Here is a 15,257-nt window from a genome sequence, read left to right on the forward strand (position 1 = left end):
GCTGCCGACCTGATGATCGCGGTGCCGACCCGACTTTACGTCGGGCGGCGTCCCCTATACTCCGCCAAGATAAGCGCTGCGCACCGCCGGATCCATCAGCAGCGCCTGACCGCTGCCGCTTAGCTGGATCTGGCCGTTAACCATCACGTAGCCACGATCGGAGAGCTTCAGCGCGTGGCTGGCGTTCTGTTCCACCAGAAACAGCGTCATGCCTTCGCGGGTGAGATCGCGCAGTATCTGGAAAATCTGCTTTACCACAATCGGTGCCAGCCCCAGGCTCGGCTCATCCAAAAGCAGCAGTTTGGGTCGGCTCATCAGCGCGCGGGCTATCGCCAGCATCTGCTGTTCGCCGCCGGAGAGCGTCATCGCCCGCTGGGCGCGCCGCTCCTCCAGCCGGGGAAACAGCCCATACATTCGGGCCTTGTCGGCGTTCTGGTAGCGGCTACCAATCGGGATAGTACCCATCAGCAGGTTCTCCTCTACCGTCATATCCGGGAATATCCGCCGCCCTTCCGGCGCCTGAGCAATACCGTTACTGGCGATAAAGTGGGTCGATTTGCGGCTGATATCTTCACCGCGATAGAGGATCTGACCGCCAGCAATCCGCGGCTGACCAAAGATCGACATCAGCAGCGTGGATTTTCCGGCCCCGTTCGCCCCAATCAGCGCTACCGTTTCCCCTTCGTTTACCGTCAGGGAAACGGCGTTCAGCGCCTGAATCTGGCCATAAAACACATCCACCTGGCGGAATTCGAGCAGCGTCTGACTCATGGATTGAGATCCTCTTCATCGGCACCCAGATAGGCGGCAATGACCCGAGTATCAGCCTGGATTTCACGCGGCGCGCCGCTGGCAATCACCTCGCCATGGTCAAGCACAATCACCCGATCGGAGATCGTCATCACCATCCCCATATCATGCTCAATCAGCAGTACCGTTACGCCATGCTGCTGGCGCAAAAAGCGTACGATACGGGCGAGCGCCTCGGTTTCAATCGGATTCAGCCCGGCGGCGGGTTCATCAAGACAGATAATCTCTGGCCCGGTACACATGGCGCGCGCGATCTCCAGCCTGCGCTGCTGCCCATAAGAGAGGGTGCCCGCCAGCCGGTTTGCGCAATCCTCCAGCCCCACCACCTCCAGCCAGTAAAATGCCCGATCCAGCGCCTGGCTTTCCGCCTGACGATAGCCGGGGGTATTGAAGATACCGGCGATCAAATTGCGATTGGCCTGCATATGCTGCGCAACCAGCAGGTTTTCAATCACCGTCATCTCGCGAAACAGGCGGATATTCTGGAAGGTTCGCGCCAGGCCAGCGCGATTAACCAGATGCGCACCGCCAAACATTTTGTACCAGATGCGCGACCCCAGCCGTGCCGGATTAATCAGGTCGGCCGGACGGATTTTCTGACCCAGAACCTGGACCACATCGGTCAGCTTTGCCTGCGCGTTGAGCCGAATTGAACCGCCGGAAGCGCGGTAAAAACCGGTCAGGCAGTTAAATACCGTGGTCTTTCCGGCCCCGTTCGGGCCAATCAGGGCGGTTATCGACCCCCGCTCCACCTCAAGGCTGACGTCGTTTAGCGCTTTGATCCCGCCAAAGTGCATCTTCAGGTGCGACACCTGCAAAATCGCATTGCTCATGGTGCCTCCCCTTTGCGCACGGCTACGCCCGCCCGGCTGGTGCGCACCAGCCCGCGTGGTCGCCAGATCATCATCAGCACCATCAGGATGCCAAACAGCAGCACGCGATACTCAGCAAAGCTGCGCAGCAGCTCCGGTGCCACGGTCAGCACGAAGGCCGCCAGCACCACGCCGAGCGTTGATCCCATACCGCCCAACACCACAATGGCGAGGATCAGCGCCGACTCAAAAAAGGTAAAGGAGGTCGGGTTAACAAACCCCTGATAGCTGGCAAAAAATACTCCGGCAATACCGGCGGTAGAGGCACCGATCATAAAGGCCGACAGCTTCACCAGTACGTGATTCAGCCCCAGCGACCGACAGGCAATTTCATCCTCCCGCAGCGCTTCCCAGGCACGACCAATCGGCATGCGCGTCAGTCGGTGCTTAATAAACAACACCAGCAGTACCACCAGAATCAGCACCGTGTAGAGGAAGATAAACTTCAGGTTAGGGTTAAACGCAATATGCAGAAATTCATGGATCGGCGTACCGCCCTCCTTCGCCCGTCGGCCAAACTCCAGCCCGAAAAGCGTCGGGGCGGGAACGGAGACGCCGTTTGGTCCGCCGGTGAAACTTACCCAGTTGGTCAGCACCAGACGGATAATTTCACCAAATCCCAGGGTGACAATTGCCAGATAATCTCCGTGCATGCGCAGTACCGGGAACCCAAGCAGCGCGCCCGCCAGCGCCGCCATTAAAGCCCCCAGCGGCAGCATTGACCAGAACCCCAGCCCCAGATACTGGTAGCCCAGCGCCAGCCCGTAGGCCCCGATGGCATAAAAGGCCACGTAACCCAGGTCAAGCAACCCGGCCAGGCCCACCACAATATTCAGGCCCAGGCCCAGCAGCACGTAGATAAGCCCCAGGATCGCCACGGTCAGCAGATACTTTGTGGCAACAAACGGGAACAGCAGCGCCAGTACCAGCAGCAGCGGTAGTGCCCAGCGCAGCGGCGATCGGTGGCTGGCCGGACGCACGTAGACGCCGTCGTTTGTCCCTTCAAAGCGCATAACAAATTTACGTCCCGCCGCGCTTTGCAGCAGCAGGCTGAGCAGCAGCCGACCCGCCATAACGATGGCGACCAGCAGCGCCACGCGTCCCGGTGCAAGGGTGAAGCTGTAGCCTTTCAGGACAATCCCCACGATCGGACCAAATACCACCAGCGCGCAAAGACCGGCCAGCACGGACTCCGTCAGGATCTGCCTGACGGCCAGCCCTGGATGCATTGAAGCGTCAGACATGCTCATCCCCTTACACCTTAGCGACCAGTGGACGGCCCAGCAGCCCCTGAGGGCGGAATATCAGGATCGCCACCAGCAGAGCAAATGAGAACACATCCTTATAATCAGAGTTGACCAGCCCGGCGAACTGCGCTTCCGCCACCCCTAACAGCAGGCCGCCCAGCATAGCCCCCGGCAGCGATCCAATTCCGCCCAGCACCGCAGCGGTGAACGCCTTGATGCCGATAATAAATCCGGCATAAAAATCAAAGGTGCCATAGTTCATGGTGACCAGTACGCCAGCCAGCCCCGCCATCGCCGCACCGATGACAAACACCAGCGAGATAACCCGATCGGTATTTATTCCCAGGATGGCTGCCATACGGCGGTCCTGCTGCGTGGCACGACAGATGCGCCCCAGCCGGGTGTACTGAATTATCCAGGTGAGAACCGCCATGCCGATGATGGCCGCCGCCAGAATAAAGACTTTGGTCCAGGTTATCTGCACCAGACCCTCGCCGACGTGCAGGCGCAGCACGCCGGTGAGCAGCGTCGGGATCCCCTGCTGGTTAGGACCCTGGCTTATCTGCACGTAGTTTTGCAGGATCAGCGACATACCAATGGCTGAAATCAGCGGGGCCAGCCGGGTGGAGTTGCGCAGCGGCCGGTAAGCAATGCGCTCAATCGCCCAGCCATAGACGCTGGTCACAACGATGGTAAACAGCAGCGTCCCGAAGATCAGCAGCGGAAAGGAGTGGATGCCAAAGTAAGAGAGCAGCGCCAGACCGATGGCGCAGAGATAGGCCGAGATCATATAGACCTCGCCGTGAGCGAAGTTAATCATGCCGATAATGCCGTACACCATGGTATAGCCGATGGCGATGAGGCCGTAGACGGCCCCCAGCGTCAGGCCATTGATCAGCTGTTGCAGAAAGAATGCTTCCATTTTAAAGGGTCTCGCCGAAGGCCAGGCCGCGCCGGAAATCTGTTCCAGCGCATCACCTGAAAGGGTGCCATATCCCGCCCTTTACGGGCGGAACGTTGATTGAAGCATTAATACCGCATCGCCTTTGCCTGCTCAGAGCGCGTGGTATTTACCCTTGTCATCCCACTGATAGACCACGTAATCAGAGACCTTCAGGTCGCCCTTGCCGTCCCATGACTTCGGCCCCATCACGGTGTCCACGCTGTGGCTTTTCAGCCATTCGCTGGCTTTTTCATTGTCTTTACCGGCGCCGTTATAGGCCGCCGCGATGGCCTGAATGGATGCATAGGCGTAGAGGGTGTAACCTTCCGGTTCAAAGCCCGAGGCGCGGAATTTATCAATTACCGCTTTACCGCTGGGCAGCGTGCGGGGATCCTTACCGAAGGTCATCAGCACGCCGTTGGTGTACTGCGGGCCGCCCGCTGCCGTGACCAGCTCTTCGGTGACCACGCAGTCGCCGGAGAAGAATTTCGCCTGCACGCCCTGCTCGCGCATCTGCCGTACCAGCGGCCCAGCCTCGGGGTGGCAGCCGCCAAAGTAGACGACGTCCGGCTTCAGGGAGCCGATTTTAGTGACCAGCGCATTAAAGTCCTTCTCGCCACGGGACAGCCCCTCATACAGCACTTCCTTCGTACCGCGCTTTTCCAGTGCGGCCTTCGTCGCATCCGCCAGGCCCTGGCCGTAGGTATCCTTATCGTGGATCACCGCGATTTTCTTCGCTTTCAGCACGTCCAGCATATAGTTTGCGGCAACGTCTCCCTGCTGGTCGTCACGGCCACACATGCGAAACAGCGTTTTCATCCCGCGTTCGGTAATTTGCGGGTTGGTGGAGCCCGGCGTAATGCTTAACACGCCCGCCTCGTCATACACTTCTGAGGCTGGCATGGTGGATGAGGAGCAGAAGTGGCCGACCACGGCAGAGACTTTTGACTGATCGACCAGGCGGTTTGCCACCGCTACCGCCTGCTTGGGTTCACAGGCGTCATCGCCCTGTACCAGTACAATTTTCTCTCCCTTAATACCGCCCGCAGCGTTGATATCCGCCGCCGCCTGCGATGCACCTTTCCAGTACTGCGCACCGTACGTGGCGTTAGGCCCGGTAAAGGGGCCTCCCACGCCAATCACCACATCCGCCTGAGCATAAAACGCCGTGCTCAGGCTGCTTGCCAACAAAACAGAAAGAGACAACCTGTTAAATTTAAAAGACATTGCGATAATCCTCAGCGGTAAAAAACCTTGAGCCACCGGGTGGCATGGGAGAGATCATTGTCATTATTTTCCCCTGCACAGGCATAAGCTGCGCCAGGGACGCTTTTATTAAGCAAAAAACCCGCCAGTCGTTAACAGCAGGCGCTTTTTATTGTCGATTGATGACCAGGCTCACACCGCAGTGACGTCCCAGCACCGAATTAACCCGCAGCCCGCAGTAAGCGCAGAGCCGGTGGGAATAACGTTGCCACTGCGTGGCGAAGGGAGAAATCCAGCATCCGTGCCGACCGCATAATCAACATAGTTGCACCTTTACCCGGGTGCGCACCCGGCTGGTGCAAAAGTGCGAGGAGGATCGCATGTGATGCAGCGGTTATGTGCGGGTTCGCATACTGTGGGTAAGCATGCGTTGATAAAAGGGTATAATTAATCATTTGCGGAGAGCTGGACAAGGCAACACCTATCGGGTTAAGTCAGGAGATAGCAGACCTGATGCCTGAAGCCGATTTGCTCATTCTTGCTGGAGCCGGCCACCATCCACCGACTGAAGCAGCGCAGTCCGTCACGGATGCGATTACTGAATTCCTGGGAATACGCCTACTATTAAAGTGAACACTTTTTGTTCGCCCCAATTCTTAATATCATGAATCGCGCGATGCCTTCAGTCGTCCGGGAGGATATGAAGACTGCTCAGTGCGAAACCGGACAATAACGCTTTCGGCTCGCACAGGCAGTAAGCAAAAGTATAAATATGATAACGTGTAATTTCATAGAGTCTGCTGAGGTGACGCTGTATGTTGAACGGGCTGAACCACATAACAATCGCTGTAAATGACGTTTCAAGAAGCTTTATTTTTTACTCCAAAACACTTGGTTTCACACCTAAGGCCAGATGGAGCCGTGGGGCTTACCTTTTTCTGGGTAATCTGTGGCTGTGCCTCTCTGCTGACTCAGTCGATAGACGAGAAGATTACACTCATTACGCATTCAGCATCCGAAGCGAAGATTTCGATGTGTTTGTTAATCACCTGAAATCCTCGGGCGTTACGGAGTGGAAAACAAACCAGAGCGAAGGAAAATCATTTTACTTTTTAGATCCCGATGGACATAAGCTGGAAGTGCATGCCGGCGATTTAGATAGCCGTCTTAATGCTTGCATGCAGCATCCTTATGAAAATATGCAGTTTTTCTAGCCCTGTACAACAGAGAGGGTCAGTGATAATCGGTGAACCTGAATATACCGTAATGGTCAACCATGACACTTGCGAACCAGTTCAATCCTGGATCTCTCCTCTAATATAACTTCCGCTCCTTGCTCGTAGCTAATCTAAGCGACTGTTGCTACGAGATTTTCCCCAGAAGCGGACAGCCTTCTAACGCTATTTCTTCTTATTCAGCATCGACTTTAAATCGGCAAAGGGACTGTAGGTGGCGGCCTCAACATCGTTTTGCGCATCCTCCCCTGCCACAACGGTACTGCCGTACTGGTCTGCTTCTGTGTACTTCGAGTGTTCGTGGTCATGGCAATACAGACACAACAGCTCCCAGTTACTGCCGTCTGCTGGATTATTGGTATGGTCATGATCGATATGGTGAACCGTCAATTCCCGCAGGTTTGAATAAACAAACTCTCGCGAGCAGCGCCCACACACCCACGGATAGATTTTAAGCGCTTTCTCACGGTATCCGCTTTCCAAACGCGTGTAGTTTTTAGGGATCAGAGCCATTGACGATGTTACCTGTGATCAAGAAAATTTTCGTAGTGCACCAATATATCCCAAAATGACATCAAAGCGTCAGCGGATTTCGGTAAGCTTAGCAACCGCGGCGCGGCTGCATGAAGACAAGAACATCTGCCAACGCTTACTCCCTGTGCAGGCCCCTCTTTTTAGCTAACAGCGCAATAATCGTTACGGACACATGCGTGAAAGCGTAGAAAGTGGACAGGGTGACAATAAAGTTGGAGAGCGCCTGCGGAAATGAGAACAGTGCACCATACCCCACACCTGCGCCCTTTAAAAAACCCGATGCAATGATAACAGCCATGCATGCGACCAGCGGCCAGAAAAATTTCATGGTAATACTCCTTGATAATATCCTCTAATCGGATAGAGGATTAATCCCTTAAGCCATCGCCTTGATACCCCTCGTGCTATATCCGGCACAAGTTATCACACGCTCATCCAGCGTCGCTGCTGCGCGGACAGGGCGATGGCTTCCAGCACCCGCGATACCTGTAAACCCTCGGCGAAATCCGGCCACATGCGATCGTTAGCCGCAACGCCATTAATCAGGTCGCGAATTTCCACCGTCTTCTGATCGTTAAAGCCAATTCCATGACCCGCCGTAATGCAAAAGGCGGCATAGTCCGGATGCGCCGGGCCGGTCAGCAGCGTTTTGAACCCCTGCCGCCCGACCGGATCGTCGTGTCGGTAGACAGCCAGCTCCGCCATACGCTCCTGGGTATAGCGCAAAGCGCCACGTGTACCGGTAACCACGTAGGTCAGCCCCATTTTGCTGCCGCAGGCGATACGCGATGTTTCAATCACGCCGTGCGCACCGTTCGCAAAACGCAGCAGCGCACTGGCCTGATCCTCATTTTCCACCTCACGCATCAGGGAGGGGTTAGCAGCGTCGGGTCGCTGCTTAATCACCGTCTGCATATCGCCGGAAACTTCGCTGATGCTTCCCACCAGATAGTGCGCCATATTCACGATATGGGCAGCCAGATCCCCCAGCGCCCCCAGTCCCGCCCGTGATTTAAGGCAGTGCCAGTCCAGCGGCGTGAGCGGGCTGGCCAGATGATCTTCGTTATGGGTGCCATAAAAGTGCACCACCTCCCCGATCTCCCCCCGCGCTATGATCTCTTTTGCCAGCTGGCTGGTGGGATTCTTCATATAGTTGAAGCCCACCAGCGTTTTCACACCGGCCTGTTCCGCGGCGCGCGTCATCTCTTCCGCATCTGCGGCATTCAGCGCCAGCGGCTTTTCTGAGTAAACATGCTTACCGTGACGGATCGCCTCCAGCGCCATCTCCTTATGCAGAAAATTAGGCGCACAGATATCTACCACGTCAATATTCGGGTCGGCCACCAGCTCGTGCCAGTCTCCCGTGGAACGGTTAAAACCCAGCGCGGCGGCCTGAGCCTTTGCTACTTCCGGGTCGATCTCCGCGACCATTTCACGAACGACCTCCCCTTTCAGCGCAAAAACGGTGGGGGCCTGAGCATAGGCTATCGCATGACAGCGTCCAATATAGCCTGTACCAATCAACCCAATTCTGACCTTTACCATCGGAGTTTCCTGCGCATTAATAAGGGGTAAACTGGAATGTATATTTCAAAAACAGCCTCAGCAATCAACAAATGAAATAAACGTGACCATTCTGGCGAAAGTTACTGTAACGGATGCTGTTTCTTAATACCGCTTTGCGAGAGCGCCAGCAGTGAATGTGAAAACGCCCGAATAGCTTCAGAAGCCCGTCCTTGCCCGTCAACCCGTGAAAATTCAGCAAAATGCTGTTTTATTCAGCAGTTGATCAAAAAGGTGAAAACAGGCTTTGACATCCCCCGCCCGGGTCGATAACATGCGCCCCGTTGAAACAATTCCTCTGTAGTTCAGTCGGTAGAACGGCGGACTGTTAATCCGTATGTCACTGGTTCGAGTCCAGTCAGAGGAGCCATACATAGAAAAGCCCGCTTAGGAAACTAAGCGGGCTTTTTGCTTTTACGCGCGATTTATCGACGACTGGCGGACGTTAAGTTGTGATGTTCGTTAACAGATACAGATATGCCTGAGGCATCCTGCTTATCTCTGAAGGTTCATTCAGAACGCTCGGCGCAACAGGCATAGCATCCCTGTTTCGCATTATGTATCTGGATATAACTAATCAGCGGATCGGCGAAAAAAAGACCTAAAAGATTTTCAGCCAAATGTCCCTCACAGATATCTGCCTGTCTTAATAAGTGTGTCTCGTCATATGCCCGCAATGACAAAACTCTGGCTTTCATAACTTCAGGTAATTCGTTGATGTAAATGCCTTGTTTGGTACATCCTTCCCATATATATATTGCATGAGAGCCGAAATAGGGTGTCTCTGCGGGTTGATAGATGTGGTTGATAAGAAGAGCGGTTTCGCCAGCAGGTATATCACACAACGAGATTCTGTCGGGAAAGCCGGGGCAGCTAACTACAGTTTGTCTGATTGCACCGTATCTTTTTAGATAGGCATCGCTCTGTCCATAAAGATGGGTAAACGGCTCGGCACTCAGCCCGGAAATTCTGTATTTCATAATACCTCCTGTCGTTTTCAGCATTATATTAGCTGCTATTTGAAGGAGGAACTCGCTGTTTTCGGTCAGGGAAATAGCAGTGATTTGCCAGGGTAAAAGTAGTATATGTCAGGGCCGTTTGTGAAGAAGCAGCATTGCGCAGGAGCACGTCAGGCGCAGAGCGAGGCACTGATATACACTTCTTACCGTCCCCGTTTACGCTTCCACTTATCCACTACATCATCCAATTTTTTGGGCACAAAATTATGTATCCGGGCCGTGAATTCACGATGAATCGAAATGTTTATCCCCACTCCCTGACCATGAAGCGATCAACACTTTATCTGTTTTATGTTTTCTTATTAGCCGCTTAATAAGTGCCCGATTTGCATCTGCCGGACAGGAAACGCAGCATGTCGGCAGGCGCGGTGATCACCGCCAGACTGGCGACTATCAGGGCAACGCCGGCCCATCCATACGTCGGCAACCTTTCTCCCACCAGCATTACCGCCAGCAGCGCAGCAATGACCGGTTCCAGCAGGGTGATTGTCGTTGCCATGCTGGCCGGGATGCGTGCCAGCCCGAAGCCATAGCAGACATACCCTACAAACATCGGTACCAGCGCCATGTAAATTCCTGTGGCGGCATTATTCCAGGCGGCCAGCAGCGGCGCGCCCGTCATCAGCAACACGGGCATCAGCATCAGACCACCTGCCCCAAACGTGGCACCCATCGCCGCGCGTGGGCGCACACCGCCCTGCATTAATCGCCTGGCTGACCACGAGTAAAGGGCATAGGTGAAGCCAGCCAGCAGGCCGAGGGCAATGCCGGCCATCGCCGATCCGCTTCCTGAACTGTGGCCACCGCTTTTTGCAATGCACAGCAATGCCATTCCGGCTACGCCAACCAATGCACCACTCGCCCACTGCTTTGTCAGGCGCAGCCCGTCAAGACGGATCTCGATCAGCGCGGACAACAGTGGCGCCGAGCCGATAGAGATAACGGTGCCAACCGTCACCCCGGCATAGCGCATCGAGGTATAGAAGGCGAGAGGATAGATAGCCACCGAGAGTGCGCCAGTCAACAAACCAGGCCAGTGCCGCGCAATCAGCCGGCGCTGACGAATGATGGTGGTTGCGGCAATCAACCCCTGAAGCAGCCCGCCAACCCCCATCGCCACCGCCCCCACGGCCAGCGGGCTCAGGTCGGGCGCATAGGTGGCAGCGGTACCGGTGGTTCCCCAGAGAATTGCCGCGACAAGTACGCCAGCCATGCCGCTCAACTGTTGTCCTGATGCCACTATCAGTATGCCTCCATTATTTTACCGGCTATGACGTCGGCCTGGGTTACACAGTCACTGTTACCTTCCAGACCGGCGCGTGAGATGCTGCCTGGCCCCCGCAGGCACCAAACACAGCCCGTACAGGTTCTTATTGGCCACACCTGCGCGTTTCACGATGCCATCAATGCCGGTACCCTTGAGGCTATGGTTGTAAAAAAAGATCCGAGCCGCACTGAGCAGTTTTTCACAGGCGGATCCGTAACCCCCAGCAAGGGTAGACATCCCTATCCTACAGAATGAAAGGTTCGAATTACCGAAAAACTTAGATTTCAAGTGCAGCAAGGATGGCGGCTTCCATTTTCTCCGGGGTGGTGATCGGTGCAAAACGCCTGAGCGGTTTACCGTCGCGTCCGATCAGGAACTTAGTGAAGTTCCACTTGATCCGCCCACCCAGCACGCCGGGCAATTCGTTTTTCAGATAACGAAACACCGGGTGCGCTGCGGCTCCGTTGACCTCTACTTTCCCGAACATCGGGAAGCTCACACCGAAGTTAATGTGACAGGTCTGCGCGATTTCGTCGGCATCGCCCGGTTCCTGCTTACCGAACTGGTTGCAGGGGAAACCAAGCACTACCAAACCCTGGCCGGCGTATTTCTTGTAGAGTGCTTCAAGGCCGCCGTATTGTGGCGTGAAGCCACAATGGCTGGCGGTATTCACTACAAGAACGACCTTACCAGCGTAGTCGACCATAGAGATAAGCTGGCCGCCAGGGCTGGTGGCGGTAAGCTGATAAAAAGTGGTTAGCACAGGTTTCTCTTTTTTAATTAATGGCAACGTGTTTGACTTTACGCCATGCTGGCATGATAACGTCAATTTTCATCAGGATGAAAGCAGACATGTTTATCAGGCCCGCTCCAGTCTCTATGGATTTGCTCAACTGCAGTTACAATAACACCTCCCCCAGCCAGGCAGACTTCTGGCGTGACTCGACTACGGGTTATGTGGAAAGTCGTCGCGCCTGTAACAGCCGCGCGTGTTATAAACCACACAGTCACCCGACCTTTTCAATTGGCGCAGTTGATGCAGGCGGTAGCACGTTTTCAGGAGCCTCAGGTGGCCCTTGCGCTTTACGGCCGGGAATGATGGTTTTCATTCCTGCCGGCTGCGTTCATGCCTGTAATCCATTGCCCGACCGGTGCTGGAGCTACCAGATGCTGCATCTCGATGCTGCATGGTTAACTGCTTTAGTGGCCGAAATAAGCCCCACGCCATGTGGCTTCATCAGTGAAAGTGAAATTCGAATCTTTGATAATGAAGATATGTATGGCCGGTTTTGTGAACTCAATACCACCCTGTTTTCGACGTCCAGTGCAGAAGACAAAAATACGGCGTTGATAGAGTTTATTGGCGACTGTGATTATGGCATTAAACTGGTGGAAACATTTCCTGTATTATCGCCTTGCGTCAGGTTGGCGCTACAAAGCGTTATCGATGTTTTACAACAGACTGACCGGCAGCCGTGGGCATTAGCAGAGTTGGCAAATATCGCAGGCATGAGTCGATATCAGCTCATCAGGGGGTTTCGCGCTGCTACCGGAATGACACCGCATTCTTACCAACTCAATGTGCGCATTAATCAGGCACGCCGCTGGCTTCAGTCCGGGCATGAAATTACCGATATTGCTTATCGACTGGGTTTTGCCGATCAAAGCCACTTTCAGCGCGTGTTTAAGGCTTATACTGGCGTAACGCCGGGCTGCTATCGGGCCTGAAAATAATGCAATTTTATTCAATACAACGCTGGTCCAGATCTACACCCTGTTAAATATATCTTTTAAAAGGGTGATATCATGATGCAACAATTTTTTATCGTGGCAGCAGCGCATTTTCTGGCGCTACTGTCACCCGGCCCGGATTTCTTTCTGGTTGCCCGAACATCAATCAAAGCTGGCTGGCGTCACGCAGCGCAAGCTTGTCTCGGAATAGCGATAGCTAACGGTGTGTTTATTCTCGCTGCTTTCAGCGGTCTTACGCTTTTTCGCTCTGGCAGCATAAGCTTTGTTGCCATTCAGCTCGCAGGCTGTGCCTATTTACTGTATCTCGGTATACTTTTCATCCGTTTCGCCGGCACGAGTCCCATCGCCGAAAATAATGTTAAAACCCATGACGTTATAACAGAATCTGCCGATGTATTGCGTCTCTGCCGTGTATTCAGCCTGGGCTTTTTGTCGGGTATTCTCAATCCAAAAAACGCACTGTTCTATGTCAGCCTGGCTACGCTGATTGAAGGTTCTCATACCACGATGAGTTTGAAGGTCTTATATGGGGTGTGGATGTTTAGCATCGTGCTGTTGTGGGATTTACTGATAGCTCTCTTCATTGGCAATCGTCTGGTACTGCAATACTTTTCGCAGTTATTACCCTGGCTGGAACGTATCTCAGGAGTCATTCTTATTGGAGTGGCGCTGAGTGTCATCGTGGTCAATGTCATCGCACTGGCTTGAAAATCAGTTGACCCTGATCCATTCAGAAACAGAATTCCGGCATGATAAACACTCCCCTGAACGGAGGTGGTGCCGATGAAAAAGTCACGATTCACCGAAGAGCAGATTGTCTTTGCCCTGAAGCAGGCCGGGCTGGGGACGTCCGTACCTGACGTCTGCCGCAAACTCGGTATCTCCGATGCCACTTTTTACACGTGGCGTAAGAAATACGGCGGAATTTCCCCTTCTGAACTCAAACATACGCGTACACGTGATGCTCAGGCGGGAAGGCTGGCGCGATAACCACAAAAGGATTTACCGGCTATATAGCAAACAGGGGCTGTTGCTGCGGCTTAAACGGCCACGCCGCAATAAATCAGCACAGCGCCGACAAGCTCAGCCTCAGGGCCTGTATCCGAATCACGTCTGGGGCATGGATTTTGTCTCTGATGCGCTGTTTGACGGACGACGACTGCGCCTGCTGATGGTTAACGACCTGTACACTCGCGAATGCCTGGGGATCTGTGTGAGGCAGGTCAACTGAATTGTGCCGCGAATATGACATAAGCAATGCCAGTTTCTATCAGTGGCGCTCATGCTTTAGCGGTATGGATACTTCCATAATGCCCCGAAAAGTGGTAAAGCCATTTGCTTCTTACATTCTGTAGAATTGCATGAAACAGCGATCGGATCCTTTATCGAAAATACATTTACTCCTGATTGGAGTCATCACCAAAATTAAAAATGAGGAGGCAAATACAATGGAAATTTTGCAGCCTCCCTGCCGGAGGCCGCAAATATAATTTCTTATATTCCTATTTCACCATTTTCCATAGTGAGACGGCAACATCTGGGCTCCAGTGGTTAGCGCCAGTGTGAACGTTCAGGCAAATATAGATATGGCCTTTATAACTTACTTTGTCGCCAATACTGTAAGCGGTATTAGCGGCAAAAGCAGGCACGGATGAGTCTTGTGCAACATCATTATCTTTTACTTCAATGGTAATATACTTCGTCGTACTCCCATGAGCATTGCTTGCAGTCAAACGATATTTAGCTTTACCTGTAGCGCCAGCTTTTACCCAGGCGCGCATGGTTTTCAGCTCTTTGCCGATCTGCGGGCTGGTGTGAGTTGGCGATCCCTGTTTTGACTGTAACTGGAATTCAGCAGTACCTTCAACACGTTCCCATTTATACAGTGTCGCACCCTGAGTCCCAGAGGCATCCATTTCATAGCCTGCGTTAATTGAAGACTTATTCACAGCCAGGTGATCCTGAACAATATGGATAGCGGGTGCTGCGTTGACAACCTCCTCATCGTCATTTAATGGTGGCTCTACAGGCGGTGGTGCTGGTAATGTTTCATCCGGTGTTGGTACATCCGGAGTGGATTCATCAGGCGTATTATGACCAGCGAACTCCACATCGATAACATTGTAAAACGCATTAGAGGTATCATCAACGGTCCAGACCGCCAGAATTTCCTGATAACCCTCACGCTCTGGCACATCACAGATATGGGTTACAGATGCTCCCGCACCAGGGCGGCTGCCGTCAGCCTGAATAGTACAGAAAGGTTTATTTTCAAAACTCGCTCGTGTCAGAGGCTGCTCAGGATTCCAGTTATTTTTAGTGATGAAATACTCATATTTAGTGGTAGGATGTGGCGCGGTAAAATACCAGTGAAACTGGTTTTTGCCCGCAGAAATTTCTGTTTTAACCCAGCGATCTTTCCCTGCGGCATCCAGCTCAGGCCCACGAGTATTATTCGCGCTACCAATTTGGCCATCTTTTGGACCCGACGCCGGATAACCTTTCGGAGCTTCCAGGCTCTGAGGCTCATATTGAATATTGCCACAGTTTTTATTTTTTTCGCCCGCATAACCTGGATTATGCATTGTGATTTTATCGCAAAGCAAAGCGCGGGAAGGTGGATCCATCACAAAACCGTGCGACCAGGCCGCACTACTTACCACGAGTGAGGCAATAGCGATAGCAATTTTATTCAGCTTCATAAATCTTATGATCCTGGCAGTTATAAAATTATTCAGGGTTAGGATTGCAAACTGACCATCTGACTAACTTTCAATAATCAGCTTATACAGCACAGTCACCTGAAGTG

The 15,257-nt window shown here is 53.4% G+C and carries 16 protein-coding genes, 1 tRNA gene and 2 pseudogenes; 7 read left to right on the top strand and 12 right to left on the bottom strand.

The window, feature by feature from the left end; translation table 11 throughout:
• Window positions 1-54: 54 nt before the first annotated feature.
• From AAGR22_RS13845 to AAGR22_RS13865, 5 genes are all read right to left on the bottom strand, one after another.
• Complete coding sequence (locus AAGR22_RS13845; RefSeq protein WP_067707227.1) at window positions 55-771, bottom strand: ABC transporter ATP-binding protein; 717 nt, start codon at window positions 769-771, stop codon at window positions 55-57.
• Complete coding sequence (locus AAGR22_RS13850; protein ID WP_067707230.1) at window positions 768-1,643, bottom strand: ATP-binding cassette domain-containing protein; 876 nt, start codon at window positions 1,641-1,643, stop codon at window positions 768-770. The genes AAGR22_RS13845 and AAGR22_RS13850 overlap by 4 nt, the downstream gene beginning before the upstream one ends.
• Complete coding sequence (gene livM / locus AAGR22_RS13855) at window positions 1,640-2,926, bottom strand: high-affinity branched-chain amino acid ABC transporter permease LivM (protein WP_067707235.1); 1,287 nt, start codon at window positions 2,924-2,926, stop codon at window positions 1,640-1,642. Before livM ends, AAGR22_RS13850 begins: the two co-directional genes overlap by 4 nt.
• 10 nt (window positions 2,927-2,936) lie before the next feature.
• Complete coding sequence (locus AAGR22_RS13860; protein ID WP_067707238.1) at window positions 2,937-3,851, bottom strand: branched-chain amino acid ABC transporter permease LivH; 915 nt, start codon at window positions 3,849-3,851, stop codon at window positions 2,937-2,939.
• Between the two features lie 132 nt (window positions 3,852-3,983).
• Window positions 3,984-5,099, bottom strand: a complete 1,116-nt coding sequence (locus AAGR22_RS13865) for a branched-chain amino acid ABC transporter substrate-binding protein (protein ID WP_345828045.1) — start codon at window positions 5,097-5,099, stop codon at window positions 3,984-3,986.
• Between the two features lie 480 nt (window positions 5,100-5,579).
• Between AAGR22_RS13865 and AAGR22_RS13870 the strand changes: the two genes are divergently transcribed.
• On the top strand, window positions 5,580-5,711 hold the full coding sequence (locus tag AAGR22_RS13870) for a hypothetical protein (RefSeq protein WP_345831606.1): 132 nt from the start codon (window positions 5,580-5,582) through the stop codon (window positions 5,709-5,711).
• A 182-nt stretch (window positions 5,712-5,893) separates the two neighbouring features.
• Window positions 5,894-6,292 carry a VOC family protein gene (locus AAGR22_RS13875; protein WP_345828046.1) on the top strand — a complete coding sequence of 133 codons (399 nt, stop codon included), beginning with the start codon at window positions 5,894-5,896 and terminating at the stop codon, window positions 6,290-6,292.
• Window positions 6,293-6,478: 186 nt separating this feature from the next.
• Here AAGR22_RS13875 and yajD read toward each other — a convergent pair whose 3' ends face one another.
• The 3 genes from yajD to AAGR22_RS13890 form a co-directional block, all read right to left on the bottom strand.
• Window positions 6,479-6,826: an HNH nuclease YajD gene (yajD, locus tag AAGR22_RS13880; protein ID WP_067707249.1), complete on the bottom strand. Its 348-nt coding sequence runs from the start codon at window positions 6,824-6,826 to the stop codon at window positions 6,479-6,481.
• Window positions 6,827-6,962: 136 nt separating this feature from the next.
• Window positions 6,963-7,175: a hypothetical protein gene (locus tag AAGR22_RS13885; RefSeq protein ID WP_345828047.1), complete on the bottom strand. Its 213-nt coding sequence runs from the start codon at window positions 7,173-7,175 to the stop codon at window positions 6,963-6,965.
• A 95-nt stretch (window positions 7,176-7,270) separates the two neighbouring features.
• Complete coding sequence (locus AAGR22_RS13890) at window positions 7,271-8,392, bottom strand: Gfo/Idh/MocA family oxidoreductase (RefSeq protein ID WP_067707252.1); 1,122 nt, start codon at window positions 8,390-8,392, stop codon at window positions 7,271-7,273.
• Between the two features lie 312 nt (window positions 8,393-8,704).
• Between AAGR22_RS13890 and AAGR22_RS13895 the strand changes: the two genes are divergently transcribed.
• Window positions 8,705-8,780: transfer RNA gene (locus AAGR22_RS13895), tRNA-Asn, on the top strand.
• Window positions 8,781-8,919: 139 nt separating this feature from the next.
• Here the strand turns inward: AAGR22_RS13895 and AAGR22_RS13900 are convergent.
• The 3 genes from AAGR22_RS13900 to AAGR22_RS13910 form a co-directional block, all read right to left on the bottom strand.
• Window positions 8,920-9,390 (bottom strand): DUF1203 domain-containing protein, encoded by a 471-nt coding sequence (locus AAGR22_RS13900; RefSeq protein ID WP_345828048.1) that lies wholly within the window; start codon window positions 9,388-9,390, stop codon window positions 8,920-8,922.
• Between the two features lie 349 nt (window positions 9,391-9,739).
• Window positions 9,740-10,642 carry a DMT family transporter gene (locus AAGR22_RS13905; RefSeq protein WP_345831607.1) on the bottom strand — a complete coding sequence of 301 codons (903 nt, stop codon included), beginning with the start codon at window positions 10,640-10,642 and terminating at the stop codon, window positions 9,740-9,742.
• Between the two features lie 331 nt (window positions 10,643-10,973).
• The gene (locus AAGR22_RS13910) at window positions 10,974-11,402 is read right to left on the bottom strand and encodes a glutathione peroxidase (protein ID WP_345831608.1); all 429 of its coding nucleotides are present in this window, start codon (window positions 11,400-11,402) and stop codon (window positions 10,974-10,976) included.
• Between the two features lie 173 nt (window positions 11,403-11,575).
• Here AAGR22_RS13910 and AAGR22_RS13915 point away from each other — a divergent pair, with 173 nt between their 5' ends.
• The 4 genes and pseudogenes from AAGR22_RS13915 to AAGR22_RS13930 form a co-directional block, all read left to right on the top strand.
• Entirely contained in the window at window positions 11,576-12,424 is an 849-nt protein-coding gene (locus AAGR22_RS13915) for an AraC family transcriptional regulator (RefSeq protein WP_345831609.1), read from the top strand.
• 78 nt (window positions 12,425-12,502) lie between these two features.
• Window positions 12,503-13,156: a LysE family translocator gene (locus AAGR22_RS13920; protein ID WP_345828049.1), complete on the top strand. Its 654-nt coding sequence runs from the start codon at window positions 12,503-12,505 to the stop codon at window positions 13,154-13,156.
• 75 nt (window positions 13,157-13,231) lie between these two features.
• Window positions 13,232-13,664: pseudogene (locus AAGR22_RS13925) on the top strand (transposase); the annotation flags it as partial.
• 13 nt (window positions 13,665-13,677) lie between these two features.
• Window positions 13,678-13,767: pseudogene (locus AAGR22_RS13930) on the top strand (hypothetical protein); the annotation flags it as partial.
• Between the two features lie 183 nt (window positions 13,768-13,950).
• Here the strand turns inward: AAGR22_RS13930 and AAGR22_RS13935 are convergent.
• Window positions 13,951-15,150: a lytic polysaccharide monooxygenase gene (locus AAGR22_RS13935; RefSeq protein WP_345828050.1), complete on the bottom strand. Its 1,200-nt coding sequence runs from the start codon at window positions 15,148-15,150 to the stop codon at window positions 13,951-13,953.
• Window positions 15,151-15,257: the final 107 nt, after the last annotated feature.

The sequence above is a fragment of the Erwinia sp. HDF1-3R genome (genome assembly GCF_039621855.1).
Classification (GTDB): domain Bacteria; phylum Pseudomonadota; class Gammaproteobacteria; order Enterobacterales; family Enterobacteriaceae; genus Erwinia.